Below are 22,381 nucleotides of genomic sequence, written 5' to 3'. Positions count from 1 at the left end.
GCAATGACGGTTCGCCTCAGTCAACGGTTGCCGAAGGGCTGGGAAGTCGCGCTGCATATCAGGTGCAGAGCGCAACGGTCAGGGCAACTTCGCGCAGACCGGACCATTGTTTAACTCGCGTAGCCCGGTGCCGTCGAACGCCGCCCTTCAGCGAACGGACGCCAGCAGTTCCGCTGACGTCATCACTGCAGCGTATTTCTGCCGCATGTCGAAGAGATTGGCCTCGTGCGGCTCGAGCGCGCGATCTCCCACACAGTCCGACAGCACCACAGGACGGAATCCGTACTGCATCGCGTCGACGACGCTTGCGCGTACACAGCCGCTGGTCACGCATCCCGCGACGACGAGCGTGGACACGCCCCGCATCGCAAGCCACGCCGCCAGCGATGTCCCGAAGAACGCTGATGGCACGTTCTTGCGCACGACGAGTTCGCTGCGTGCAGGCGCAAGCTGCGGCACGATCGCGCTTGCCGGGGTGTCTTCCTTGAGCGTCAGCATGCCCGGCACCTTGAGCGAGAACACGTTGGCATCGGAATCATCGTCCGCGTAGACGATGCGGCTATGCGCCACCGGCCATTTCATTTCGCGCGCCGCCTTCAGCAGCGGCACGGTGTTCTCGATCGCTTCGGGAATGTTGCCGCCGCCGAACACCGCCGGATCGGCGAAACCGTTCACGAAGTCGATGATCAACAGCCCGATCGGGCCTGTGATTTCCAGCGTTTGCCCGAAGCCCTGACGTGCATAGACGGCGTCGTTCATTGTTCATCCTCCACGGTTTTACCGTCGCGCACGACGTCCACGCCATCGAGCGAGACGGTGCAGCGTCGCAACGGAATGTCGATATGGCAGGCGGTCGTGCGCTTGCCGCCGCCTTCGTTGTTCGGCCCGAGGGAGAACAGAAAATTGCCGTCGAACGCGCGGGCGTCCATGCCCAGTGTCGCTTCACGGTCGTACAGGCCGAGCGTGGACCAATGTGCGCGCTTCTGCAGGCCCCAGCCGATGTGCGAGATCGCGTAGGCCTCGGGGTCATCGAAGGTTTCCATGTATTCGCGCAGCAGGTCGGCGTCGACGCCGCCTTCGATCTCGCGCGCATAACCGGCTTCGACCGTCAGCACGATCGGCTCGGCGCAATAGGTTTTCTGGGGCAAGAGAATGTCGCCGCGATCGATCACGATGCGCCCGTTCGCGCCGCCTTCGTTCGGGAAAGTCAGCGCGAATCCGCTTGGCCAGTGATCCCAGCGGCCGGGTTCATCGACGAAACCGTATTCGGCGATCGCCGGAAACTCGCCCATCGGACAAGTCAGATCCGTACCGGCTTTCGACGTCACGCGCATTTCGCGCGACGCTTCGATCCGCTTCGCCGCAGCGAGAACCCGCGTTCGGTCATTGGGCGTCGGCGTCATGCGGACCAGCACTTCCGGCGGCTCGACAGCGAGCAGAATCTTCGTGCCCGACGCGAGGATGTCGTGCTGTTCGGGCGAGAAAAGCAACGTCATCAGATCGAGCACGAGGTCGCTCGCCTTGAGCGCCGCGATCGCCGCGCGGTTGCCGGTGAGCGGCGTTTCGCCGAGATAGGCGAGGGCGTCGCGGCTCAGCGCCTTCTCGCCGTTGACGGGCGGCAAGTCGAGCCGGTTGACGACCGCGCCCATCGACTGCGTCGCGATCAACGCGCACGCGAGCGTTTGCGGATGCGTCGCCGCGCCGGTCAAAATGGTCACGGTCTGCCGCGGTTCGAGCCGCGAGAGCGTGAGCACCTGCTTCCAGGCTTCGACAAGTTGGTAGTCGCTAATTGGCATGATGATGTGCGATGGTTATTCGAGCGCTGCGCCGAAGAACGAACCGAAGGCCCGATAGAAGCCTTCCTCGTCGTCCCACGGAATCATGTGGCCGGCCTCCGGCACCTTGACGACTTCGACGTGCGGCAGCAAACCGCGAATCTCGTCGATGTCCTCGCTGCGGATCACGTCTCCACGGCCCGCCGCCATCAGCAGCGCGGGCTGCTTCACGTGCCGCATGTCGGCGTGAACGTCGTCGGTATGGAAACCTTCGAAGCTCGTGCGGATGGCGCGTTCGTCGCAGGTATGCAGCCATTCGGCGCGCAGGCGCAGTTGCTCTTCCGTCCACGTCGGGCAAAAGCGGCGCATGCCTTCGACATCGAGCCCATTGCGTGCAAGCGCGATCGAATCCACATACCACGGCAACGCCGACGGATACGCCCGTCGTCCCGGACCCGACACGGGCGGATCGACGAGCGCCAGCCGCGCGAGCGTGCCGCGTTGCGAGCGTGCCGCCGCGCGCAAGGCGATGCGCGCGCCCATCGAGTGCCCGAGCACGCTCGCGCGCCCGAGCCCGATTGCGTCGATGAAAGCGAGCAGGTCGCCGGCTTGCGCGTCGAGGCTGTAATCCAGTTCCGGCGATGCGCTCGACAAGCCGCGGCCCCGCACATCCAGCACATACGTGTCGAAGTGCCTGCCGAGCCGCTCGCCGACGAAACCCCATGTGACCGCGGGACTCGTGATGCCCGGCACGATCACGACCGCATCGCGCTCCATGCGCGGGCCGCTCGCCCCGCCATAGCGCAGATAATGCTGGCGTATGCCGTTCGCGTTGACATTCGCGCCGTACAAAAACGTCGATTGCATCGCTGCGCCCTCGCTCAATAAGCGCCGGAAAGGAGCGCCCCGGCGCCCGGCACGATGGGCCGCAAGTCGAGCTGCCGCAACATCGCATATGTGGTGGCGATGGCGGCGGTCACGACGGGCTTGCCGGTCATCGCTTCGACCATCGGGACGACGGACAGGGACGGCATCTGCACGCAGGCGGACAGGACGATGGCATCCGCGTCGTGGTACTTCAGCGTCTTCACGATGTCCGGCAGATTGCGCGGATCATGGCGCGCGACTTCCAGGTTGTCGGCAATTTCGAGCGCGCGATAGTCGATCACTTCGAAGCCTTCATGCCGGATGTAATCGACCACCAGCTCGGTGAGCGGCTTCATGTACGGCGCGACGACGACCACGCGCTTCGCTTTCATCACCTCGAGCGCATCGACGAGCGCGCCCGCGCTGGTAACGACAGGCGCATCGGCGCCATTCGCGGCGGTGTGCGCCTGCAAGCGTTGCTGCGACGCGCGGTGATAGCCGCGTCCCATCGCCATGATCGCGACGAGGCACGCGTAACCGAGCACGTCGACGCGCGCATCCGACAGTTCGACGGCGCAGCGGTCGGATTCCGCGTCCATCTGCGCGAGTTCTTCCTTGACGACCTTCTTCATCCGCATGCGGCTCGAATGAAACGTGAAGCGCTCCGGCTGGATGCTTTGGCGCGCCGTCAGCATGGCGGGAATTTCGGTTTCCATCGTCGTGTTCGAACTCGGGACGATCTGGCCGATGCGATAAGTCTTTGCGGGCATGTCGAATAACCTCTTGATGTGATCAGGCGGCGGTGAGCGCGCGGGGTGCGAAGCCGGTCGCGTTATACGCATAGACCCAGTTCGCCTGAATGCCCGATGCCTGCGGATTCAGATACGACTTGAACTTGTAGATGAGATCGCGCTTGCGTTGCGCGAACGCGCTCGGCAGGTGATACGTGCGGCCCCGTTCACGCGACTCGAGTTGCACGCGGCTCGTGCGCGGCAGGCGTTCGGCCTCGTAGTCGCGCAATGCATTCGCGATATCGCTACCGTGCGCTTTCAACGAACGCGCCAGCACGTAGCCGTCTTCGATCGCCATCGCCGCGCCTTGCGAGAGAAACGGCAGCATCGGATGCGCGGCATCGCCGAGCAGCGTGACGCTGCCGCGCGACCAGGTTTGCATCGGATCACGATCGAAGAGGCCCCATTTGAAGACCGAATCGGCGCGCTCGAAAAGGCGGATCAGGTTCGGATGCCAGCCTTCGAACGTCGTGAGCAACTCTTCGCGGCTGCTTGCCGCATTCCATGATTCCTCGACCCACTTTTCCGTCTCCGCGACCGCGACGATGTTGACCGCCTTGCCGCGACGCACGAAGTACGTCACGACGTGCGCGTTCGGCCCGAGCCAGAACGAAGAATCGGGGCTCACGAAGTCGGGCATCTCGTCGAACGGCACGACCGCGCGAAAGCACATGTTGCCGGTGAAGCGCGGCGCCTCCTCGCCGAAGAGCTTGCTGCGGACGATCGACCGCACGCCGTCGGCCCCGACGATCAGATCAGCTTCGAATTCGCTGCCGTCGTCGAACACGGCGACCGCGCCGTCCTTGCCTTGACGAATGTCGACGCAACCGGTCGAAAGACGCGCAGCATCGGCAGGAAGGAGCGAAGTCAGAATGCGATGCAGGTCCGCGCGATGCACGTGATAGAACGGCGCGCCATAGAGAGCAGGGCAGACGGCGGCCAGCGGCGTGCGAAAGTTCTCGCGCGCCGTCTCCCAGTTACGGCCGACGATCGCTTGCGGCACGAAGGCCACGTCGCGCAGCGCGTCGCCGAGGCCGAGCGCCTGCAGCACCTTCACCGCGTTGGGCGTCATCTGAATGCCCGCGCCGACCTCGCCGAATGCGCTCGCGCGCTCGAAAAGCCGCACTTCGATCCCTTGCTGCGCGAGCGCGCCCGTGAGGGCGATGCCGCCGATTCCGCCGCCGATCACGCCGACGCGAAGTGTTCTGCTCATGGTCTCGTCCTTCCTGAAAAGTGAATCCGTGTAGATGCGCGATCAATATTATATGGCCGTATAAATAAATGCAACGGCGGACGTGTGGCGATGTGACTGCTGAAGGAAATTAGGGATAGGCGTTTGAACGACCGTAAAATATGCGGCGACCGCAGCCGCATGCATCGAGCGGCCTTCCATTCAACGCAAGACGGCCCCGCATGACGAAAGACCAGACTACCCACGCTCGCGCACACGGAGATTCGGCCGGACGCAAACGGCTCGGCCGCCCGGCGGGCAACGTGAACCAGCGCGAGAACATCCTCGATGCCGCCGAAGTCGATTTCTCGCAGCGCGGCTACGCGGGCACGTCGCTCAAGGAAGTGGCGGCGTCGTGCGGCGTCACGCAGGCGCTGATCACGTACTACTTCGGCACCAAGCAGCAGCTGTTCGAGCAGGTCTTTTTGCGCCGCGCCACGCTGGTGTCGGAAGAGCGGGTCAATCTTCTGCGCGCACTGGGCGATGGCGGCGCGAAGCCGGACGTGCGTGACATCGTGCGAGCGTTCTTGCAGCCGCTGGTCGCGCTGCGCCAGTCCGATGGCGGCCGCGCATTCATCCGCCTTCAGGCGCGTTTGCATACTGAACCGCCCGAGATCTCCTACAGCCTGCGCAGCACGGCCTATGGCGATTCCACCGATGCCTACGTCGAAGCCCTGCGCACTGCGTTGCCCGGCCTGCCTGAAAAAGACCTTTACTGGCGCGTGACCGCGATGATCGGCGCCTATCTGTACGCTTTCTCGGATACGCACCGGCTCGATATGCTGGCCAAGGGCGCATGCGATCCGTGGGACGCGAACGAGACGCTGGAGCAGTTGACGAGCTTTATCGTCGGCGGCCTGGAGGCGCAGGCGAGCGTGGCGACGAAGCCTGCAAAGACGAGCCGCGCGAAGAAAACGGCGGACGCCCCCGCGAAGAAAACGGTGAAAGCAGCGAAGACCGCCCGGGCCCCGCGGGCGGCCTGAAACACGGTCGATCAGCGGCGCAGGCCGATTTCCATCGATTCGATCACGTGCGTGAGCGTTGCGTGCATCGACGTGAGCGCGGCCTGCGGCAAGTCCGCGCTTGCGGTTTCGCCGATCATGTCGCGCAGCGTCTCCTGAACATCGACGCATGCGCTCTGCGGCAGCGCGGCGGCGATCACGCTGATCGCGGCAGTGAGTCCATGCAATTTGCCCGTCAAGACTTCGAGTTCCTGGCTCATCTCTTACTTCCTGTCGTTGCGTTGATTGAAGCGTGGAAAGCGGACCGCTCGCGATAAGGACGGTCCGCGATGGTCACATTTGCCCGGTCGCCGGATGCGCCTTCAGCTTGACGAAGAGCGCGAGGCCGGCGATCACCGAAGGCACCGCGAGCAGCGCGAACACCCCCGGCAAGCCGAGCTTCCATTGCGCGAACAGCCCGCCGAGCGCGACGCCCGCAATGCCGCCGAAGCGCCCGACGCCGTACATCCACGAGACGCCGGTCGCGCGGCTTTGTGTCGGGTAGAACATGGCGGCGAGGGAGGGCATCGACGATTGCGCGCCGTTCATGGTCGTGCCGGCGAGAAAGATCAGCGCGCTGACGAGGCCGACGCTGCCGATCGCCTGCCCGACCACGAAGATGAACGCCGCAGTCAGCAGGTAACCGAGCATCACGATGACATTCGCGTTCCAGCGATCCATCAGCCAGCCGGACACCACCGTCCCGATGCCGCCGCCGAGCGGGAAGAGCGCGGTCAGCAGCGCGGCGCGTTCGGGCGTGAAGCCCGCTTCGTTCATCAGGAGCGGCATCCAGCTCATCAGCAGATAGAAGATGACGAGGCCCATGAAGTACGTGAGCCACAGCATGATCGTGCCGGTGAGAAAGTCCCTGGAGAGAATCGCGCCGACGGACGTCTTCGCGTGCGTTTGCATGCGTTCGGACAGGCGGAACGACTGGACGCCCGACAGATCGAGCGGCGCGATTTTCGCGAGCGGCGCACCGATTTTTTCCTTGGACGCGCCCTGCTTCACGAGAAAGCGTACGGATTCCGGCACCCAGAACACGACGCCGAGCACGAGGATCAACGGCAGCACGCCACCGACCACGAACAGGCTATGCCAGCCGTACGCCGGAATCAGCCACGACGACATGAAGCCGCCGAGCGCTGCGCCTACCGTGAAGCCGCAATACGTCGTATTGACGATGATCGCGCGCCTGCGCTGCGGCGCGTATTCGGAGACCAGGGTGATGCTGTTCGGAATCGCCGCGCCAAGGCCGATGCCGGTGAGAAAGCGCAGCGTCACGAGCGACTCGATGGAGCCCGCGAACGCGGTGGCGAGACTCATCGCACCGAAGAAGGCCGTCGCGGCGATGAGCACGCTCTTGCGCCCGAAGCGGTCGGCGGCAGGGCCGGAGATGACCGCGCCTGCGGCGAGACCGAAGAGCGCGGCGCTCAGCACGGGCGCGAGCGCAGCCTTCGAGATGCCCCAGCCCCTGACGAGCGCAGGCGCGATATAACCGATGGCCGCGGTGTCCATGCCATCGATCAGTACGATCAGGAAGCACACGCCCATCAAGACCCACTGGAAGCGCGAGAAGCGATGTGCGTCGATGAACGCTTCGACGGGCACGTCCCCGCTCCACGCATCGCCGCGATCGGAAACCGATGGATGCTCCGCCCGCGGCGGAAAGGCCGGGCCGGATTGAAGCTCTGCTTGCGACATGAACAACTCCTCGTTGTCGACGGCTCACACCGTCCATGAATGCCACCAGGCCGGCCAGATGCCGGAACTGCGCGAAGCGGGGGCTCACCGGTTTCGACGCAGTTTATTATATGGATATACAATTAATAAACGCAATCGGGAAAAAAATAAGAGACGGGCGTGAGGTCACGCCACGCCCATCGAAGGCGATCAGGCGCTGGTTGGAGATGGCGACGCGGTGCGTCTGGTGTGAGAGGTGCCCGAGCACCGCTTTGGGTCCGGCGAACGGGCGCTTGGCGTAGACCACCGATTCGCAGGTACGTAGCGGCGCCACCACCGGGCAAAGGTGGCGGGTCTAGCGAGACCGGTACTCGCCGAAGAACTGCAGCTCGCCGTGCCGCTGGGCCACTTCGAGCGCTTCGAGGAAGCGCCGGCTGAGTACGACGGGCAATCCGCGGGGCACGTGCACGGGTGCATACTGACCATCAACTCGGGCCGGTCGAGCGTGACTGTGAAGAAGAACTTCAGGCCGGTGATCGCGTGGTCAGCGACACGGCCGATGTGCCGTGGCCGACCAGATAAAGTCGGTAGCGCCGCAGGTCCTCGACAGTGGCCATGTCAGGTGAGCGCGCCTCTACCGCGCGAGCGGTTTCGTTCAGCGGCGACGAAGAGGCGAAGCAGCAGTGCTCAAGTACGCTTCTTCTGGGCCTTCGGCGGTGCGCCCGATGACGCTCTCACGATTAATTCGGCCTCCAATTCAACGCTTCGGGCGGTACCTGGTTCTGAAAGCTCGGAAAGAATCATCTTTGCAGCATTTGTTCCGATTGCGGCGCTCGGGACACGGACGGTAGTAATCGGTATCGGTAGCTCGGACATAAGCTCAAAATCGTCGAATCCGGCGAGGCTCAGGTCGCCGGGGATCTTGTAGCCTTGATGCATCGCTTCCAGCATTGCGCCCATTGCAAACGAACCGTTGCCGCAAATCACCACGGTCGGCGGCTGCGGCGTGTTCATCACTTTCGAAAAGAGTTGTCGCCCGACGCGCGCGCCCCACACGCCGTCGACCATGTGAGCGGCGGATATTCCCAATCCGTGCTCTGCAAGCGCATCGCGCACCCCTTCACGTCGGGCCTGCGCGCGATCGTTGGTATCGGTGTGCTGCGATAGCATCGCAAAACGGCGATGCCCCAGACCAACAAGATAAGTCGTGAAGTCGAAGAATGCGCGGTAGTTATCTACACCCACGCAAAGCGCGTCGCTGTTTTCTCGATAAACGAATGTGTTGACGAACGGAATCTGACGCTGCGATAGAAGGGGTTGCAGATCTCGATGATGAGCTTCGCCCACCAGTACGACGGCATCGACTCCGCGTTCGAGCATGGTTCTGACTTGTCGATATTCCCGATCGAGGTCGTACTCCGAGCAACCGAGCAGAAGCGTGTATCCAGCCTGTTCGAGTGACTCCTGGAGTGCCTGTATGGCTGAAGCGAAATGCTCATTGGCCAACGTTGGGAAGACTGCCCCGATTGTTCCGGTCCGTTGAGTTGCAAGTGCTCGCGCTGCGGCGTGCGGCACCCAGCCGAGATGATCGATCGCGACCATGATTCGCGAGCGCAACTCGTCCGAGACGACCGTTGGATTGTTCATCACTCTGGAAACGGTCGCCGACGACACGCCGGCAAAGCGAGCGACGTCCCGCAAGGTCACCCCCGAGGTGCGCGAGCGCTTTGCGGCCGCGTGGGGTTCGGCCGCTTCCGCTGATATTAGTTTGCTCTTCGCCATGCGTGGGGATGGTCGGATTCGCGCGAGATCATCGATTATATCAACGCCTTTCCTCGTTACTCCGCCATTAAGCGAAGACTTTTCCCGCCTCGATTCATTGCCTCGGCGATGTTTTCTGACGATGAGCGGCAGTGCACCTTCGATGCAAAGAAATGCTTCTTTCGATCATGTACGTAGTAGACCTATTGATAGCGGGGCCCCTCGATCTGAAGAGACAACGACTCTTGAGATCCGTGAAACATCTGATCGGCCCCCTCGCGACAAACAGAACAGAAATAACAGAAGTGTCGCTAAGCGGTTTGCTCGCCGCTGCTGGGATCCATTCTCGCGACGTCGCGCGGTGACCGCGTCGGGCCCAAAGTAGGTTCAAAGGATCCAGCCGTATTCGACATCCGGGTATACCTGTAGGAAGGACATCGGTCCAATGCTCGCGCGGGTTACACCACGATGCGGGAAACCCCCTACATAGCTTTCATTCAAGATTGAATAGAGTTCAATCAACGAACGTCGTAGTATCTTGGTGTCTTACAGGCACCAGACGCTGATCGGATCGGCGCGCACGAGAATGCTTGAACTATCGCTGCACTTCACTCGCGGAAGGAGACACAGATGTCAATGAAGTTATCGTCGCGGCAGGTCGATGGCCTGCAAGGCGGAAACGGAGGGCAACCCGGAGCGGCCGAACGTCCCAAAGCACGTCCGTCCGCCGGAATGCGCAAAGTCAAGCGGCTCGGCTGGAATCTGCTTCCACCGTTGACCTTCGTGGCCATCATCGCAATCTGGGCGGCGGCGGTGCGCCTCTTCGACATCCCCGCGTACGTCATGCCTGGTCCCGGGCTGGTTTTTTCACGACTCGTCGAGGAATATCCGCAGCTCTGGAGCAATTCGATCGTCACGGTGACGGAAATTGTCTGGGGCTTCGGATTGACGATAGTGACTGCAATCCCGGTAGGGCTCGTCATCGCGCTGTCGCCGCTTGCGAAACAGGTGGTTTATCCGCCGCTCATGTTTCTCCAGCTCGTGCCGAAGATCGCAGTGGCGCCGCTGTTCCTGGTCTGGCTCGGCTTCGGCATCGAGTCGAAGGTGCTGCTCACCGTCCTCATGACCTTCTTCCCTTTGCTGTTGGCCAGCGTCAGCGGCTTTCAGATTCTGGACAATCGTCTGCTCTATCTGACGCAATCCATGGGCGCGAGCTCGTGGCAAACCTTTCGCTATCTGCGCCTTCCCTCAGCGCTGCCGGTCATCTTCTCCGGCATCAAGACGTCCGCCACCATCGCCGCAACGGCTGCGATCGTCGCCGAGTTCGTCGGAGCGAACAAGGGTTTGGGCTACGTGCTGCTCCGAGGGACCAGCACGATGGACATCGGACTGACCTTCGCCGTGATTGCCGTGCTGACCTTTATCGGCATTGCCATCAACTACATCGTCGAATTCGCCGAATGGGCGATGACACCCTGGCAGCGCGATAAAAACTGACGTCGAGAACGAAAGAGCGATTGGCCCGATGTCGCCGTGGCCAACACCAACACCTTTGGAGACTAACAAGATGCTTCGTTTTATCAGCCGCACGCTGGCCGCAAGCGCTGTGTCGTCAGCGTTGGTTTTTGGAGTGAGTGCCACCGCCGTCGCAGCGACGCCTGTCACATTCCAGCTGAATTGGGTCGCAGGGGGCTCGAACGCGGGGTTTGCCGCGGCGCTGACCGAGGGTTACTACAAGGAAGCGGGCCTTGACGTCACGTTGATCGAAGGCAATGGATCGGGCAATACAGCTCAACTCGTGGCCGCGAATCGCGTGCAGTTGGCCTACGCCGATGCCGTCGCGGTGAGTCAGCTCATCGCGAAGGGCGCGCCGATGAAGGTCATCTCGACAGTCTATCAATCCAACCCTAACGAAGTCTCGGCGCTGAAGAAGACGAATATCAACTCGATCAAGGACCTCAAAGGCAAGAAGGTGGGCGTTCCGTCCGGTTCGTCTCAAACGACGATGCTTCCGCTTTTCCTGAAGGCGAACGGGCTGAAGGAATCGGAGGTGAACCTGATCAACATGCCGTTGACGTCCATGGTTCCGACCTTGTTGCAAGGGCAAGTCGACGCGATCCTCGGATCGATCGATTCGTATCAGATTCAGCTGGAAGCGCAAGGCGCGCAGTTGACCAACTTTCGCTTCGCGGACTACGGCGTGCCGACCGTCAGCACGTCGATCTTCGCGAACGAAACCTATCTCAAGGAGAACAGCGAGGTGGTCAAGAAGTTCGTTGCTGCGAGCCTGAAAGGCTGGAGCTTCGCGCTCGATAACCCGGCCAAGGCAATCAAGGATCTGAAGGCGGTCTTCCCGAATCTGTCGGAGAAGACGGCGACAGCAGAGCTTGCGGCCATCACGCCGCTCTTTTGCAGCGGCGGCGCGAAGTACGTAGGTAAAGCGGAAGACGCGCAGTGGGTGAAGACGCAGGATCTCTTGTCGCAGGTCGGTCTGTTGCCCGCGGGTCGCGACCCGAAGTCGTATTACACGAACGATTTCCTTCCGCCGACGTCGGCCATGCGTGCGTGCAAGTGACTAAAGAAGTAACTAAAGGACCGTCATGACTGAACAGCGAAACATGGGACTGCGTTACTCGGACCTCGAAGTCGGATTGAAATTTCGCAGCCCCGGACGAACGATCACGGATGCGGACCTGGTCGGGTTCGCAGGCCTTACAGGCGACTTCTCCGAACTTCATACGAGCGATGTGTACGCGCAAGCCAGCCAGTTCGGCCGCCGCGTCGCGCACGGCATGCTCGGGCTCGCTTACGCGCACGGCCTGATGTGGGCGCGCACGGGCGAGTTGCGCGAAACCGCGATCGCGTTTCTCGGGATCAACGAATGGAAGTTTCTCAACCCCATCTTTGTCGGCGACACGATCTTCGTCAACTACGAGATCAGTGAGCTTCGCGAGAGCAAGTCGCGGCCGACGCAAGCCATCGCGACCTTCGATGTCTCGGTCGTGGATCAGGACAACCGGGTCGTTCAGAAGGGCAAAAAAGCTTTGCTGGTGTCCAAGGTTCCCCTTTCTGCTGTCGCAGCAAGTAATTCGTCCGCCGCGAGCGGCGAGGAGCGGAAGTCATGAGTAATCAGGTTGCAGAACAGCGGGACACTGCGACGAAGTCCGGCGTACCGATCAGTATTCGACGCGTCGCCAAGACCTTCGGCGAAGACAGCGACAAGCCGTTTCAGGCGCTCAAGGAAATCAATATCGACATCCAGCCGGGCGAGTTCGTCTCCATCGTCGGCGCTTCCGGATGCGGCAAGAGCACCTTGATGCTGATGATCGCGGGTCTGCTCAGGCAGAGTCAGGGCGAGATTCTGGTCAACGGCAAGCCGGTGACGAAGCCGATCACCGATGTCGGGATCGCGTTTCAGGATCATTTGCTGCTCGAATTCAGAACGGCGCTCGAAAACGTGATGCTGCAGGCCGACATCCGCGGCCTGCCGAAGAAGAAGATCGAGGCACGTGCAAAGGATCTGTTCGAGCAATTGCGTCTGACGCATGCGATGCAGAAGTATCCGCGGCAGTTGTCGGGCGGTATGCGGCAGCGCGTCTCGCTCGTCAGAACGCTGGTTCACGATCCGTCCGTCCTTTTGATGGATGAACCGTTCGGCGCACTGGATGCATTGACCCGGCTTCAGGTCCGGATGGACCTTGAGGCGCTGTGGCTGCGTCGCCGCCCGACCGTCGTCTTCATCACGCACAGCGTGGAAGAAGCGGTGGGGTTGTCAGACCGCATATTGGTGATGAGCCCGAATCCCGGTGAGGTGGTCGACGAGATTACGGTCCATCTGCCGCGGCCGCGTCCCATTGTGCTGGGCGACGCGCCGGAATTTGCGGCCTACGTCGACCGCATCTATGGGCATTTCGAACGCATGGGCGTGCTGCACGGCATCGAGGTGCCTAAGGCTACATCGGCCGCATCGTAAATCTGGCAAACGACAGGACGACATGAGCACAGCAACGGAACACGTCAGCCGGTTGGTCACGACCGAGGTGAACGGTTTTATCGCCACCGTGGGGATTAGTCATGGGCCGCTGAATCTGGTCACGACCGGTTTGTTGCGCGAGTTGAACGAGGCGTTCTCGGCAGTGTCCGCGATGGCCGATATCCGTTGCGTGATTCTGCATGGAAGTCAGTCGCGCGCCTTTTGCGCGGGCAGCGACATCAAGGAATTCGCGCGCGTTCGCGAACAGGCCAGTGAAAAGAAGATCCTTTTCGAAGACATGGTGCTTCGTCAACTGGCGCGCCTGCCGATGCCGACTATCGCGGCGATCGACGGCGCAGCGCTCGGCGGCGGTCTCGAACTCGCCCTGGCTTGCGATCTGCGCGTGGCGCGACACGGCGTGGCGATGGGCCTGACCGAATCGCGTCTGGGCGGGCTCGCCGGTAGCGGTTCGCTGAGACTCACGCGCCTAGTCGGCCCGGCGCGAGCCAAGCTGATGTTGTTCACAGGCGAAACCATCGATTGCGCGCAGGCGCTGTCGTGGGGTCTGGTCGATCGCGTGACAGATGACGGAACCGCGCTGGATGCCGCGCTCGAACTTGCGGGAACCATCGCCGCGCGAGGGCCGGTGTCGAATCGCCTCGCCAAGGAACTCGTCGATGCCGCGCAAGATTTCCCGCTCGATGCGGGCCTGTCGATGTCGACCGTGGCGCTCCAGAAGATATTCGACAGCAGAGACCTGCATGAAGGTGTGGATGCGTTCTTCTCCAAGCGCCCACCGTCGTTCAAGGGCCATTAAGGCTTAAGCAAAGATCATGAGTGTTACGAACCTGGAAATCGGCATGACCGAAAACGCGCAGGCCGCTGACTCGGCCTTGCTGGGCGACGGCGCAGTTCTCGTCTGGAACGATGTGGTATCCGAAGGCCGCGAGCAGTTTTATGAGTGGCATGACAAGGAGCACATCCCCGAAAGGCTTTCGATTCCTGGCTTCCGACGCGGACGCCGGTATGTCCGCTCGGGTCACTCGCCCGAGTGGCTGACCATGTACGAGGCGGTCGATCTGAACGTGGTGGTGTCGCCGGCTTATCTCGAACGTCTGAACGCGCCGACGCCCGCAACGGTCGATACGTTGCGCTACTTCCGAAACACATCCAGAGCGGTATGCCGAATCGTGCACTCGGTCGGGTCGAGTAGCGGCGGTCATGTGCTCGCATTGCGTCTGGATGTGCCCGCGGCGCGGGCCGAAGCGATGAAGACATATCTCTGCACGGAGGTGTTTCCGCGTGCCGCTGCGTTGACGAGCGTCGTCGCCTGCCATCTCTACATGGCCGATCAATCCGGCAGCCATATCGACACCGCTGAGTCGAGCACGCGTGAGTTCGACGTGCCCGCCTGGGTAGTACTCGTCGAAACCACCACACCGGAAGCGGCCGAAAGCGCCCGTGATCTTCTCGACGCCCGGAAGCTCGAATCGCTCGGTGTGACGGTGCGCCCCGACGGCACAACTTATTCGTTGGAGATCTGCCGGCTGGCACATGCTCCGGCAGACATTTGAACGCTAGACCACTCAAGAGAGACTGCGATGAAACTGGTAAGACACGGGCAACCCGGCGAGGAGCGCCCGGGCATCATTGACGCGCAAGGTCAGATTCGCGACCTCGGCGACCGTTGCAAGGATTTCGATCCCGCGTTTTTTGCGGGCGATGGCCTTCAGCAGTTGAAAGAGATCGACGTGCAGAGCCTTCCGGTCGTCGCAGCCGATACGCGTCTTGGGCCGTGCATCGCGCAACCCGGGACGTTCCTGGCCATCGGCCTGAACTACGTTCAGCATGCCATCGAGACAAACGCGCCGATCCCGACGGATCCCATCATCTTCAGCAAGGCGCCGTCCTGCGTGTCGGGTCCGAACGATCCGGTGCTCCTTCCCAAAGGGTCGACTAAGACCGACTGGGAAGTGGAGCTTGCCTTCGTCGTCGGCAAGCGCGCTCACTATGTCGAGGAGTCCGAGGCGCTCGATTACATCGCGGGCTATTTCATCTGCAACGATGTGTCGGAGCGCGAGTTCCAGCTCGAACGAAGCGGCCAGTGGCAGAAAGGAAAGATGTTTCCCACCTTCGGCCCCATCGGTCCGTGGCTCGTCACGTCCGATGAAATCGCTGACGTGCAGAACCTCGGGCTCTGGCTCGAACTGAACGGCAAGCGCATCCAGAACTCGTCGACCAGCGACATGATTTTTTCGATCGCGAAGATTCTTTCCGAAACGAGTCAGTACGTAGTCTTGCAGCCGGGCGACATCATTACCACCGGCACACCGCCGGGCGTCGGCCTGGGCATGAAGCCGGAGGCTTATCTGAAGCCCGGCGACGTCATGCGGCTCGGCGTGGACGGGCTCGGTGTGCAGGAACAGCGCGTTCTGCGTTGGGGCGAACAGTGATCGACCTTGCGGGCCGCTTCGCAGCAGGCGGCCGCGCACGTCGAGTGACCACGAAAGACTGGGCGGATCATGGAAAGAATAACTGCAGATGAAGCGGCGAAGCTGATCGAGGACGGGGACGCGATCCTCATCAGCGGATCGGGCGGGGGGCATTCGGTGCCGGAGGCGTTGCTTGCAGCCGTGGAGCGGCGCTTTCTCGAAGAACGCAAGCCGCAGGGACTCACGTCCGTGAGCGTAGTGGGCGTGGGAGACCGCGCGGCGCTGGGCGCAAGCCATCTGGCGCACGAGGGCTTGTTGCGTCGTGCGATCACGAGCGCGCTGGTCGACTCGCCCGGACTGGTGCATTTGGCCGCCGAAAACAAGATCGAAGCCTACACGCTTCCTCAAGGCGTCCTCTCGCAGTTGATGCGCGACATGGCCGCCGGGCGCCCCGGGCTCCTGACCAAGACGGGACTCCATACGTTTGTCGATCCGCGCCAGCAAGGTGCGCGACAGAGCCCGTGTACGCCGGAGGACTTCGTCGAAGTCGTCGATCTCGCGGGCGAGGAGTGGCTCTTCTTCAAGCCCGTGCCGGTCAACGTCGCATTCCTTCGCGGGACGACGGCAGATGAAGACGGTAATGTCACGATGGAGGAGGAAGCGGTCCTCGGCGAAATGCTCGCCATGGCGCAGGCGACGCGCCGCGCGGGCGGCATCGTCGTGGTTCAGGTCAAGCGGATGGCCAAGCGCGGAACCTTGCCGGCCAAGCAGGTGAAAATCCCCGGCATTCTGGTGGATTTCGTGGTCGTGGATGCCGAGCAGCGGCAGACCTACGCGACGTACTATGACCCGAGCTACTCCGGCGAACTGCGGATTCCGGTGGAAGGCATCAAGCCTTTGCCGTTCGGCGCCCGTAAAGTCATTGTCAGACGCGCAGCGATGGAGCTTTTCCCGGGCGCGATCTGCAATCTCGGCGCGGGAATTTCGACGGGCCTGTCCACCGTGGCCGCCGAGGAAGGTTTGCTCGACGCGGTTTATCTGACCAACGAACAGGGGATCATCGGCGGCGCACCAATCACCGGAAGGGATTCCGGGGGCGGCCAGAATTTCGCCGCCATGATCGAGCAGCCCGCGCAGTTCGATTTCTACGATGGCGGCGGACTCGACGTCGCGTTCCTTTCGTTCGCAGAGGTCGATGCGCAGGGCAATGTCAACGTGTCCCGATTCGGCGACAAGATCATCGGCGTGGGCGGCTTCATCAATATCAGTGCGAACGCCCGATGCATGGTCTTCAGCGGCACCTTGACCGCAGGAGATCTCGACGTGGGTTGGGAGCAGGGCCGCACGATCATCAGGCAGGAGGGGCGGCATCAGAAATTCGTGCCGAAGCTCGAGCAGATCTGCTACAGCGCGTCGATGGCGCGCGCGAAGGGTCAAACTGCTTTCTTCGTCACCGAACGCGCGGTATTCACGATCGGCGAGCATGGGCTCGAGCTGATCGAGATTGCACCGGGCGTCGATGTGGAACGCGACGTGATTGCGCACATGGGATTCAGACCGGCTGTGTCGAAGGTGCTCAAGGAAATGGACGCGCGAATCTTCAATCCCGCTCTCATGGGGCTTGGCGCGGACGTACATGGCAAGGCAAGGCGCTACCGATCCGAGCGCGTTGCGAAATGGCATAATTCCCGCGCTGGAGGCGCCCAGCGATGAGCGCGCCTACCATCACGGGAAAGACCCGGTTGTTTTGCATCGTCGGGGATCCGATTGTTCAGGTGCGCTCGCCGCAGGTGTACACCGAGCAGTTCGCGGCCGCAGGCATCGACGCCGTTCTGGTTCCGATGCAAGTGCCCGCTGACCGATGTGCGGAGATCATTCCCGCGTTGATGGCTCTGGGCAACCTCGATGGCTTCCTTGTCACGGCGCCCTTGAAAGCGCGCGTGGCGGCATTCGCGGACCGCCTCGGCCCGACGGCCTCCTGCATTGGCGCCGTCAATGCGTTGCGGCGCGAGGCCGACGGTTCCTGGACAGGCGACATGTTCGACGGCGAAGGCTTCGTTCGAGGTCTTCTTGCGAAGGGCGCGCGCGTTCGCGGCCGGCGCGTGCTGCAGTTTGGCGCGGGCGGGGCGGGAAGCGCTATCGCATGCGCGCTCGCAAACGCCGGCGTGCAATCGATTCGGATCGTCAATCTGGACCCGCGGCAGACGCAATCGCTCATTGCGTCGTTGGCGAAGGTGTTTCCCGAGTGCGATGTGCAGACCGCAAGCGACGATCGTAGCGATATCGACATGATCGTGAATGCGTCGCCTGTGGGCATGCGTTCGGGCGACGGCCTGCCGGGCGATCCGGGTGCGGTGACTTCAGACACGTTGATGGGCGATGTCGTCTTGTCCTCGTCGCCGACCGCCTTCATTCAGGCGGCGCTCGATCATGGCTGTCAGTGGGCGGATGGCCGGGATATGCATTCCGGCCAGATCGACGCCATCATGAACTTCTTCGTCGCACGCACGTAGTTTCTTTTTTTGACCGGTAATCTTATGGCTCATATTCCCGCAGAGCGCTGCCTTGACATCATCGAATTGCTCGCGGACGGTGCTGTTACGATGCCGCTCGGTGAGATCGCAACGCGACTGGATCTGCCGAAGAGTGGTGCCCATCGATTGCTCGCGACTCTGGTCGATCTCGGATGGGCCGAACAGGACGCGGAGACCGGTTTTTATCGACTCTCGATGCGGCTCGCCATCCTGGGGCAGCGATTTTTCGTCGCCACAGGCATCCCGGATATCTGCCAGCCGCTGGTCGATCGTCTCGCGGGCCAGTCCCGCGAGTTTGTGCGACTGGCGGTGGTCGACGGGTCCTCGTTGACATGGGTCGCGCACGCGCAGGGCGCAACGGGCGGCCTGCTTTATCAACCCACGCTGGGCAGCAACACCGTGCCGCTGCACGCGACGGCCACGGGCAAGGCATGGCTCGCTACCTTGGCCACCGAGCAAGCGGCGGAGAATGTGCTGCGTGTGGGATTCGGCGATGCCGAGAAGTACGGCCCGAACGTCATCCGTTCGCTGGACGCGCTTCTGCAAGAGATCGAGGCGACGAGGAATCGCGGATACGGTATCGCGCTGAACGAAGGCGAGCCGGGCGTGAGCGCGATAGCGGCGGCCATTCGTCCACCGAGCGGCGGCCCGGCGCTGGGCGTCGTCAGCGTGGCGGGACCGAGCGCGCGCATGACGGAAAGCCGTATCGCCGAGATGGCGCCGTTGGTCATGCAGGCCGCGACGGAACTGGCGTCCTTCTGGCCGCTGCGTACGCGTTCCAGCAAGTTGGCGACCGCGAGCAATATGATCGCTGCGTGAGCTAGCGGAAGCCCACGGGTCTAGGCTAAGAAGCCGCCAATCCGGTCATGCTGCGAACAAGTCAGACACGATGGATGTGAAGCCCGCCATCGATATGAATGGCCTCTCCTGTACTGAACGGAAGACATCCCGTTGCCAGCGACACAACGGCCTTCGCGAGTTCTTCCTCACGCCCGCAACCCCTAAAGGCTTAACGTTTAGGGCTTCAATGGACTTGATCACGCGCCTTACCCGATTTCAATGATCGTCTCGAGACAACTTCCGCTGAAGCGTGAAAGTTGGCGAACCTGTCAGCCATGCGTGCGGGACCATTCGGCAACCCGCTCGGAGCGATAGCGTCGCTCCTTACGTGACATGTCCTCGGCGAGACCCATGAGGCCCGTGCCGAAGAGTCGGACGTCCATTTCCCGCACATCCGAAGCGACGGGCGTCCTGAATGCCATTTGCCCGAAGATATCGCGCTCGAGATCGATGCCCGGCGCAATTTCGACCAGTTCAAGCCCCGCCTCTCCAGCCCGGAACACGGCCCGCTCCGTCACGAACAAAGCGGAGTTTCCGCGTTGTCTGGCGAATGCAGCGCTATAGGAAATTTGCTCGAGCGCGCTCACGAACTTGCGATGCTGACCTTCCCGAATGACAGTCGCGCGGCCATGCGTCCATTGCACTTCCAGACCGCCGGCCGTGAAGGTGCCGCTGAAAATCACGCGTTTCGCGTTTTGACTGATATTGACGAAGCCTCCCACCCCGACGATCTTGTCGCCGAAGCGGCTGATATTGACGTTACCTTGCGCATCCACTTCCGCAAAGGAGAGAAAGGCGAGGTCGAGGCCACCGCCATCGTAGAAATCGAACTGTGACGTCTGCTCGATCATGGCGGCGAAGTTCTGCGCTCCGCCCGAGTCACGGCCCGTGATGGGCGCGCCTCCAATCAGCCCTTGTTCATTCGTCAGCACGACGGCATCGAGCAATCCTTCTTCGGCTGCGACGGTCGACAAGCCCGTCGAGACTCCGGCGCCGAGATTGCAAATAGCGGACGGATACAGTTCCATCGCCGCCCGTCTCACGATTACTTTGCGCGGGCCGAACGCAATGGGCTTGATCTCGGCAACTGGCACGCGCAATTCGCCCGAATAACTCGGATCGTAGTAGGTGGCGTAGGTCTGTCGCTGTTCGGCCTCGACCACGACGAAATCCACCAGAATGCCCGGAATCTTGACGTGTTTGGGCGGCAACGTGCCGCTGCGTGCCATTCTTTTTACCTGCACGACGACCACGCCTCCAGCACGGCGCGTTGCCTGTGCCATGGCGAGCATTTCGCCCAGCACGGCCTCCTGTTCCATGGTGATATTGCCGTCCTCGTCGGCTGTGGTGCCACGGAGAAACGCAACATCGATGGGAAGCGGTTTGAAGCGGAGCCACTCTTCGCCGTCGAGGTGAATGAGTTCGACGAGTTGTTCTTCCGTCCTCGGACTTTGTCGGCCACCTCGCTGGCGAGGATCGATGAAGGTATGCAAGCCCGTTTTCGTGATCAATCCCGGCCGTCCGCCGGCCAGTTCGCGCATAAGCTGCGAGAGGACGCCCTGCGGCAGCGTGTAGGCCTCGATCAGATCGTTTGCAGCCATCTTCAACAGGCCCGGCGAATCGATGAGCGCGCCCGATATGGCGCGCTTGATCAGCCCGACCTGTGCGAGATGATCGGCGCCCAGCGAGATACGGTCTCCGATTCCTACTACGCTGATCGATGTCAGGCCGCGCGGCTGTTGTTCGTTGCGGAACCGCTGTCCGACTGCCGCGAGCAATGCCTCGGGTACGGCATGCCCGGCGCCCGATCCGCTGATCAGGAGAGTGTCGCCCGTACGCACCAGGCTCGCTGCTTCGTCAGGGGTGATTCGTTGCATGGTGTTTCTCGGTTCGGACCAAGGGCGGGCGGACCTGCCCTAAACAATGTAACCGGTCTCATTATGGTCTCACTGTTGATGACGCTCCATCGGGGTAATCTCGGGTTTGGCATTTCTGTAGCGATTTGAGGCCGTAACAGCGCTGGTTTCTTGCCGGCACCGATGTCTTATGGAACAGGTTTCCCGCGCGCGGCTTCGAGGATTGCGTACCAGTCTTCGCGACTCAACCCGATGCGAAGACCCTCAAGCGCCTGCTGCAACGACTCCACGCGTCGGCTACCCACGAGCAGGTAGGGCGCACAGGGGAGCGTGAAGATCCACGCATAGACGATCGAAACCCAGGAGGATGCGTTGTATTTCTCCGCCAATGTAGTCAACTCGCGGCGAAGCAGGAGCGCGAGTTCGTCGGTCTCGGAGAAAAGACGTCCGCCTCCGAGCGCGGACCAGATCATCGGCGACACCGATGCCGATGACAGCCCGGTAAAAACGTCATCGTCCAATGCCTGAAGTTCGAAAGGGGAGAACTCGATCTGGTTGGTCGCGAGCGGGACTTTGGCGCGAAGCGAATCGAACTGTCGCGTCGTAAAATTCGAAACGCCGAACGCGCGAATTTTGCCCTGCCGTATGAGGCTTTCTGCCGCGTCGGCGATCTCGTCGTTGTTCGCCAGATGGTCCGGGCGATGAATGAGAAACAGATCGAGATGATCGGTCTTCAGACGCTGCAAGGAGCGTTCGACTGCTGCTTGCAGATAGGCGCGACTCGTATCGTAGTGTTTGACCCGGACGGCACCCGCAGAGGAACCGCGCGGCCTGATTCCCGCTTTGCTGACGATCTGCATTCTGTCGCGTAACGACGGCGTCTGCGTCAGCGCATCGCCGAAAAGCGCTTCGACTTCGCCGCCGCCATAGATGTCGGCGTGATCGAACGTCGTGACACCCAGCGTCATGCTTTCCTGCACGTAGCGTTTCAGTAGAGCGGCGGACATGTTCCACTCGCGAACGCGCCACAATCCGGCTACAACCTTCGAACAGCCGATAGCGGCCAGTGTGTCCAGGCTTCGCTTCTCGGCAGGTGCGCTTGCCTCTTCATTCATTTGACCCCCTTGTGTGTGCGGTTTCAGGATGAAACCGGATAGGACCTTACTTTAATGTGGCTCATGCAAAGCTGGAAAACGGGCTGTGTAGGGAGATTCCCTACAAGCAGACGCTGTGTATCGTGTCGCGAAATGATACCGGTTACATTCGCCGTCCGGTGTATCAGATATCCTCCGGCTCCATCGGGCCGTGGTATCGAGACACATGAGGCGAAGATTTCCACGCTCGATAGAAAGGTCGGGCAGCTGACGACGGAAATCGACCTTCTTGAAAAATTGCCGCGCCTGCGTTTCGTGAGGGACAGCGAGAGCTCATTGATTATCAGCGGCCCGCGTCCCGTTCCATCAGGGGATGGCTCGCTTCTCGCGGCCTTGCAGCCAATCACAAGCCAGTTGCTCGAGTGATGCGCCAATATGGCCTGCCTGAAGATTTTTGATCAATGTTGACAAGCAAAAATACGGCGCTTTAGACTGGGCCCATTCCTCGAGGCCCGACAAAGATGTCCGCCCGAGGACTCGGCA

22 protein-coding genes and 1 pseudogene are annotated in these 22,381 nt (G+C 61.7%); 11 read left to right on the top strand and 12 right to left on the bottom strand.

Translation table 11 applies throughout. The features are described 5' to 3' along the window. Nucleotides 1–147 precede the first annotated feature (147 nt). The 5 genes from NCS58_RS21890 to NCS58_RS21870 are packed head-to-tail and all read right to left on the bottom strand — an operon-like array spanning nucleotide 148 to nucleotide 4,646. On the bottom strand, nucleotides 148–759 hold the full coding sequence (locus tag NCS58_RS21890; RefSeq protein ID WP_061121424.1) for an N-carbamoylsarcosine amidohydrolase: 612 nt from the start codon (nucleotides 757–759) through the stop codon (nucleotides 148–150). Then, a complete protein-coding gene (locus NCS58_RS21885) occupies nucleotides 756–1,796 on the bottom strand; it encodes a hypothetical protein (protein ID WP_061121425.1) in 1,041 nt (346 codons plus the stop codon). The genes NCS58_RS21890 and NCS58_RS21885 overlap by 4 nt, the downstream gene beginning before the upstream one ends. A gap of 15 nt (nucleotides 1,797–1,811) precedes the next feature. After that, nucleotides 1,812–2,642: an alpha/beta fold hydrolase gene (locus tag NCS58_RS21880; protein ID WP_061121465.1), complete on the bottom strand. Its 831-nt coding sequence runs from the start codon at nucleotides 2,640–2,642 to the stop codon at nucleotides 1,812–1,814. Nucleotides 2,643–2,656: 14 nt separating this feature from the next. Beyond that, a complete protein-coding gene (locus NCS58_RS21875) occupies nucleotides 2,657–3,412 on the bottom strand; it encodes an Asp/Glu racemase (protein ID WP_061121426.1) in 756 nt (251 codons plus the stop codon). A gap of 22 nt (nucleotides 3,413–3,434) precedes the next feature. Beyond that, nucleotides 3,435–4,646, bottom strand: coding sequence for an FAD-dependent monooxygenase (locus NCS58_RS21870; RefSeq protein WP_061121427.1), 1,212 nt, complete (start codon nucleotides 4,644–4,646; stop codon nucleotides 3,435–3,437). A 200-nt stretch (nucleotides 4,647–4,846) separates the two neighbouring features. On the opposite strand from NCS58_RS21870, the gene NCS58_RS21865 reads away from it, so the two are divergent. Further along, entirely contained in the window at nucleotides 4,847–5,647 is an 801-nt protein-coding gene (locus NCS58_RS21865; RefSeq protein WP_061121428.1) for a TetR/AcrR family transcriptional regulator, read from the top strand. An 11-nt stretch (nucleotides 5,648–5,658) separates the two neighbouring features. Here the strand turns inward: NCS58_RS21865 and NCS58_RS21860 are convergent, their stop codons facing one another. From NCS58_RS21860 to NCS58_RS21840, 5 genes and pseudogenes are all read right to left on the bottom strand, one after another. Next, nucleotides 5,659–5,886, bottom strand: a complete 228-nt coding sequence (locus tag NCS58_RS21860) for a hypothetical protein (RefSeq protein ID WP_061121429.1) — start codon at nucleotides 5,884–5,886, stop codon at nucleotides 5,659–5,661. A 73-nt stretch (nucleotides 5,887–5,959) separates the two neighbouring features. After that, nucleotides 5,960–7,369 carry an MFS transporter gene (locus NCS58_RS21855; RefSeq protein ID WP_250538879.1) on the bottom strand — a complete coding sequence of 470 codons (1,410 nt, stop codon included), beginning with the start codon at nucleotides 7,367–7,369 and terminating at the stop codon, nucleotides 5,960–5,962. 106 nt (nucleotides 7,370–7,475) lie between these two features. After that, on the bottom strand, nucleotides 7,476–7,682 hold the full coding sequence (locus NCS58_RS21850) for a transposase (protein ID WP_409241437.1): 207 nt from the start codon (nucleotides 7,680–7,682) through the stop codon (nucleotides 7,476–7,478). A gap of 81 nt (nucleotides 7,683–7,763) precedes the next feature. Continuing rightward, nucleotides 7,764–7,977 (bottom strand): annotated as a pseudogene (locus NCS58_RS21845) (integrase); the annotation flags it as partial. Between the two features lie 58 nt (nucleotides 7,978–8,035). Beyond that, nucleotides 8,036–9,130 carry a LacI family DNA-binding transcriptional regulator gene (locus tag NCS58_RS21840; protein ID WP_061121430.1) on the bottom strand — a complete coding sequence of 365 codons (1,095 nt, stop codon included), beginning with the start codon at nucleotides 9,128–9,130 and terminating at the stop codon, nucleotides 8,036–8,038. A 609-nt stretch (nucleotides 9,131–9,739) separates the two neighbouring features. Here NCS58_RS21840 and NCS58_RS21835 point away from each other — a divergent pair. The 10 genes from NCS58_RS21835 (at nucleotide 9,740) to NCS58_RS21790 (ending at nucleotide 18,867) form a co-directional block, all read left to right on the top strand. Beyond that, nucleotides 9,740–10,606 carry an ABC transporter permease gene (locus tag NCS58_RS21835; RefSeq protein WP_061121432.1) on the top strand — a complete coding sequence of 289 codons (867 nt, stop codon included), beginning with the start codon at nucleotides 9,740–9,742 and terminating at the stop codon, nucleotides 10,604–10,606. A gap of 133 nt (nucleotides 10,607–10,739) precedes the next feature. Further along, nucleotides 10,740–11,684: an ABC transporter substrate-binding protein gene (locus NCS58_RS21830; RefSeq protein WP_250477562.1), complete on the top strand. Its 945-nt coding sequence runs from the start codon at nucleotides 10,740–10,742 to the stop codon at nucleotides 11,682–11,684. Between the two features lie 25 nt (nucleotides 11,685–11,709). Continuing rightward, on the top strand, nucleotides 11,710–12,234 hold the full coding sequence (locus tag NCS58_RS21825; RefSeq protein ID WP_250477561.1) for a MaoC/PaaZ C-terminal domain-containing protein: 525 nt from the start codon (nucleotides 11,710–11,712) through the stop codon (nucleotides 12,232–12,234). Beyond that, nucleotides 12,231–13,082, top strand: a complete 852-nt coding sequence (locus NCS58_RS21820) for an ABC transporter ATP-binding protein (RefSeq protein ID WP_061121435.1) — start codon at nucleotides 12,231–12,233, stop codon at nucleotides 13,080–13,082. The genes NCS58_RS21825 and NCS58_RS21820 overlap by 4 nt, the downstream gene beginning before the upstream one ends. 22 nt (nucleotides 13,083–13,104) lie before the next feature. Further along, nucleotides 13,105–13,899: an enoyl-CoA hydratase/isomerase family protein gene (locus NCS58_RS21815; RefSeq protein WP_061121436.1), complete on the top strand. Its 795-nt coding sequence runs from the start codon at nucleotides 13,105–13,107 to the stop codon at nucleotides 13,897–13,899. A gap of 43 nt (nucleotides 13,900–13,942) precedes the next feature. Beyond that, entirely contained in the window at nucleotides 13,943–14,656 is a 714-nt protein-coding gene (locus NCS58_RS21810) for a hypothetical protein (RefSeq protein WP_250477560.1), read from the top strand. 27 nt (nucleotides 14,657–14,683) lie between these two features. Next, complete coding sequence (locus tag NCS58_RS21805) at nucleotides 14,684–15,535, top strand: fumarylacetoacetate hydrolase family protein (protein WP_061121438.1); 852 nt, start codon at nucleotides 14,684–14,686, stop codon at nucleotides 15,533–15,535. A gap of 69 nt (nucleotides 15,536–15,604) precedes the next feature. Next, on the top strand, nucleotides 15,605–17,227 hold the full coding sequence (locus NCS58_RS21800; RefSeq protein WP_061121439.1) for an acyl CoA:acetate/3-ketoacid CoA transferase: 1,623 nt from the start codon (nucleotides 15,605–15,607) through the stop codon (nucleotides 17,225–17,227). Further along, the gene (locus tag NCS58_RS21795; protein ID WP_061121440.1) at nucleotides 17,224–18,027 is read left to right on the top strand and encodes a shikimate dehydrogenase; all 804 of its coding nucleotides are present in this window, start codon (nucleotides 17,224–17,226) and stop codon (nucleotides 18,025–18,027) included. The genes NCS58_RS21800 and NCS58_RS21795 overlap by 4 nt, the downstream gene beginning before the upstream one ends. Before the next feature lie 24 nt (nucleotides 18,028–18,051). Beyond that, complete coding sequence (locus NCS58_RS21790; protein ID WP_061121441.1) at nucleotides 18,052–18,867, top strand: IclR family transcriptional regulator; 816 nt, start codon at nucleotides 18,052–18,054, stop codon at nucleotides 18,865–18,867. A gap of 290 nt (nucleotides 18,868–19,157) precedes the next feature. Here the strand turns inward: NCS58_RS21790 and NCS58_RS21785 are convergent, their stop codons facing one another. Together NCS58_RS21785 and NCS58_RS21780 are read right to left on the bottom strand one after the other, a co-directional pair. Beyond that, nucleotides 19,158–20,765 (bottom strand): acyl CoA:acetate/3-ketoacid CoA transferase, encoded by a 1,608-nt coding sequence (locus NCS58_RS21785; RefSeq protein ID WP_061121442.1) that lies wholly within the window; start codon nucleotides 20,763–20,765, stop codon nucleotides 19,158–19,160. A 167-nt stretch (nucleotides 20,766–20,932) separates the two neighbouring features. Further along, a complete protein-coding gene (locus NCS58_RS21780) occupies nucleotides 20,933–21,859 on the bottom strand; it encodes an aldo/keto reductase family oxidoreductase (protein ID WP_086961581.1) in 927 nt (308 codons plus the stop codon). Between the last annotated feature and the right edge of the window lie 522 nt (nucleotides 21,860–22,381).

The sequence above is a fragment of the Caballeronia sp. INML3B genome, from assembly GCF_023631305.1.
Classification (GTDB): Bacteria; Pseudomonadota; Gammaproteobacteria; order Burkholderiales; family Burkholderiaceae; genus Caballeronia; species Caballeronia turbans.
Note: the sequence above shows the minus strand (reverse complement) of the source record. Positions and strands in the feature narration are given on the sequence as shown.

What these genes read in the sequence shown, in the direction of transcription:
- NCS58_RS21890 (WP_061121424.1), bottom strand. Translation starts at nt 759, where the DNA reads ATGAACGACGCCGTCTATGCACGTCAGGGCTTCGGGCAAACGCTGGAA.
- NCS58_RS21885 (WP_061121425.1), bottom strand. Translation starts at nt 1,796, where the DNA reads ATGCCAATTAGCGACTACCAACTTGTCGAAGCCTGGAAGCAGGTGCTC.
- NCS58_RS21880 (WP_061121465.1), bottom strand. Translation starts at nt 2,642, where the DNA reads ATGCAATCGACGTTTTTGTACGGCGCGAATGTCAACGCGAACGGCATA.
- NCS58_RS21875 (WP_061121426.1), bottom strand. Translation starts at nt 3,412, where the DNA reads ATGCCCGCAAAGACTTATCGCATCGGCCAGATCGTCCCGAGTTCGAAC.
- NCS58_RS21870 (WP_061121427.1), bottom strand. Translation starts at nt 4,646, where the DNA reads ATGAGCAGAACACTTCGCGTCGGCGTGATCGGCGGCGGAATCGGCGGC.
- NCS58_RS21865 (WP_061121428.1), top strand. Translation starts at nt 4,847, where the DNA reads ATGACGAAAGACCAGACTACCCACGCTCGCGCACACGGAGATTCGGCC.
- NCS58_RS21860 (WP_061121429.1), bottom strand. Translation starts at nt 5,886, where the DNA reads ATGAGCCAGGAACTCGAAGTCTTGACGGGCAAATTGCATGGACTCACT.
- NCS58_RS21855 (WP_250538879.1), bottom strand. Translation starts at nt 7,369, where the DNA reads ATGTCGCAAGCAGAGCTTCAATCCGGCCCGGCCTTTCCGCCGCGGGCG.
- NCS58_RS21840 (WP_061121430.1), bottom strand. Translation starts at nt 9,130, where the DNA reads ATGGCGAAGAGCAAACTAATATCAGCGGAAGCGGCCGAACCCCACGCG.
- NCS58_RS21835 (WP_061121432.1), top strand. Translation starts at nt 9,740, where the DNA reads ATGTCAATGAAGTTATCGTCGCGGCAGGTCGATGGCCTGCAAGGCGGA.
- NCS58_RS21825 (WP_250477561.1), top strand. Translation starts at nt 11,710, where the DNA reads ATGACTGAACAGCGAAACATGGGACTGCGTTACTCGGACCTCGAAGTC.
- NCS58_RS21820 (WP_061121435.1), top strand. Translation starts at nt 12,231, where the DNA reads ATGAGTAATCAGGTTGCAGAACAGCGGGACACTGCGACGAAGTCCGGC.
- NCS58_RS21815 (WP_061121436.1), top strand. Translation starts at nt 13,105, where the DNA reads ATGAGCACAGCAACGGAACACGTCAGCCGGTTGGTCACGACCGAGGTG.
- NCS58_RS21810 (WP_250477560.1), top strand. Translation starts at nt 13,943, where the DNA reads ATGACCGAAAACGCGCAGGCCGCTGACTCGGCCTTGCTGGGCGACGGC.
- NCS58_RS21805 (WP_061121438.1), top strand. Translation starts at nt 14,684, where the DNA reads ATGAAACTGGTAAGACACGGGCAACCCGGCGAGGAGCGCCCGGGCATC.
- NCS58_RS21800 (WP_061121439.1), top strand. Translation starts at nt 15,605, where the DNA reads ATGGAAAGAATAACTGCAGATGAAGCGGCGAAGCTGATCGAGGACGGG.
- NCS58_RS21795 (WP_061121440.1), top strand. Translation starts at nt 17,224, where the DNA reads ATGAGCGCGCCTACCATCACGGGAAAGACCCGGTTGTTTTGCATCGTC.
- NCS58_RS21790 (WP_061121441.1), top strand. Translation starts at nt 18,052, where the DNA reads ATGGCTCATATTCCCGCAGAGCGCTGCCTTGACATCATCGAATTGCTC.
- NCS58_RS21785 (WP_061121442.1), bottom strand. Translation starts at nt 20,765, where the DNA reads ATGCAACGAATCACCCCTGACGAAGCAGCGAGCCTGGTGCGTACGGGC.
- NCS58_RS21780 (WP_086961581.1), bottom strand. Translation starts at nt 21,859, where the DNA reads ATGAATGAAGAGGCAAGCGCACCTGCCGAGAAGCGAAGCCTGGACACA.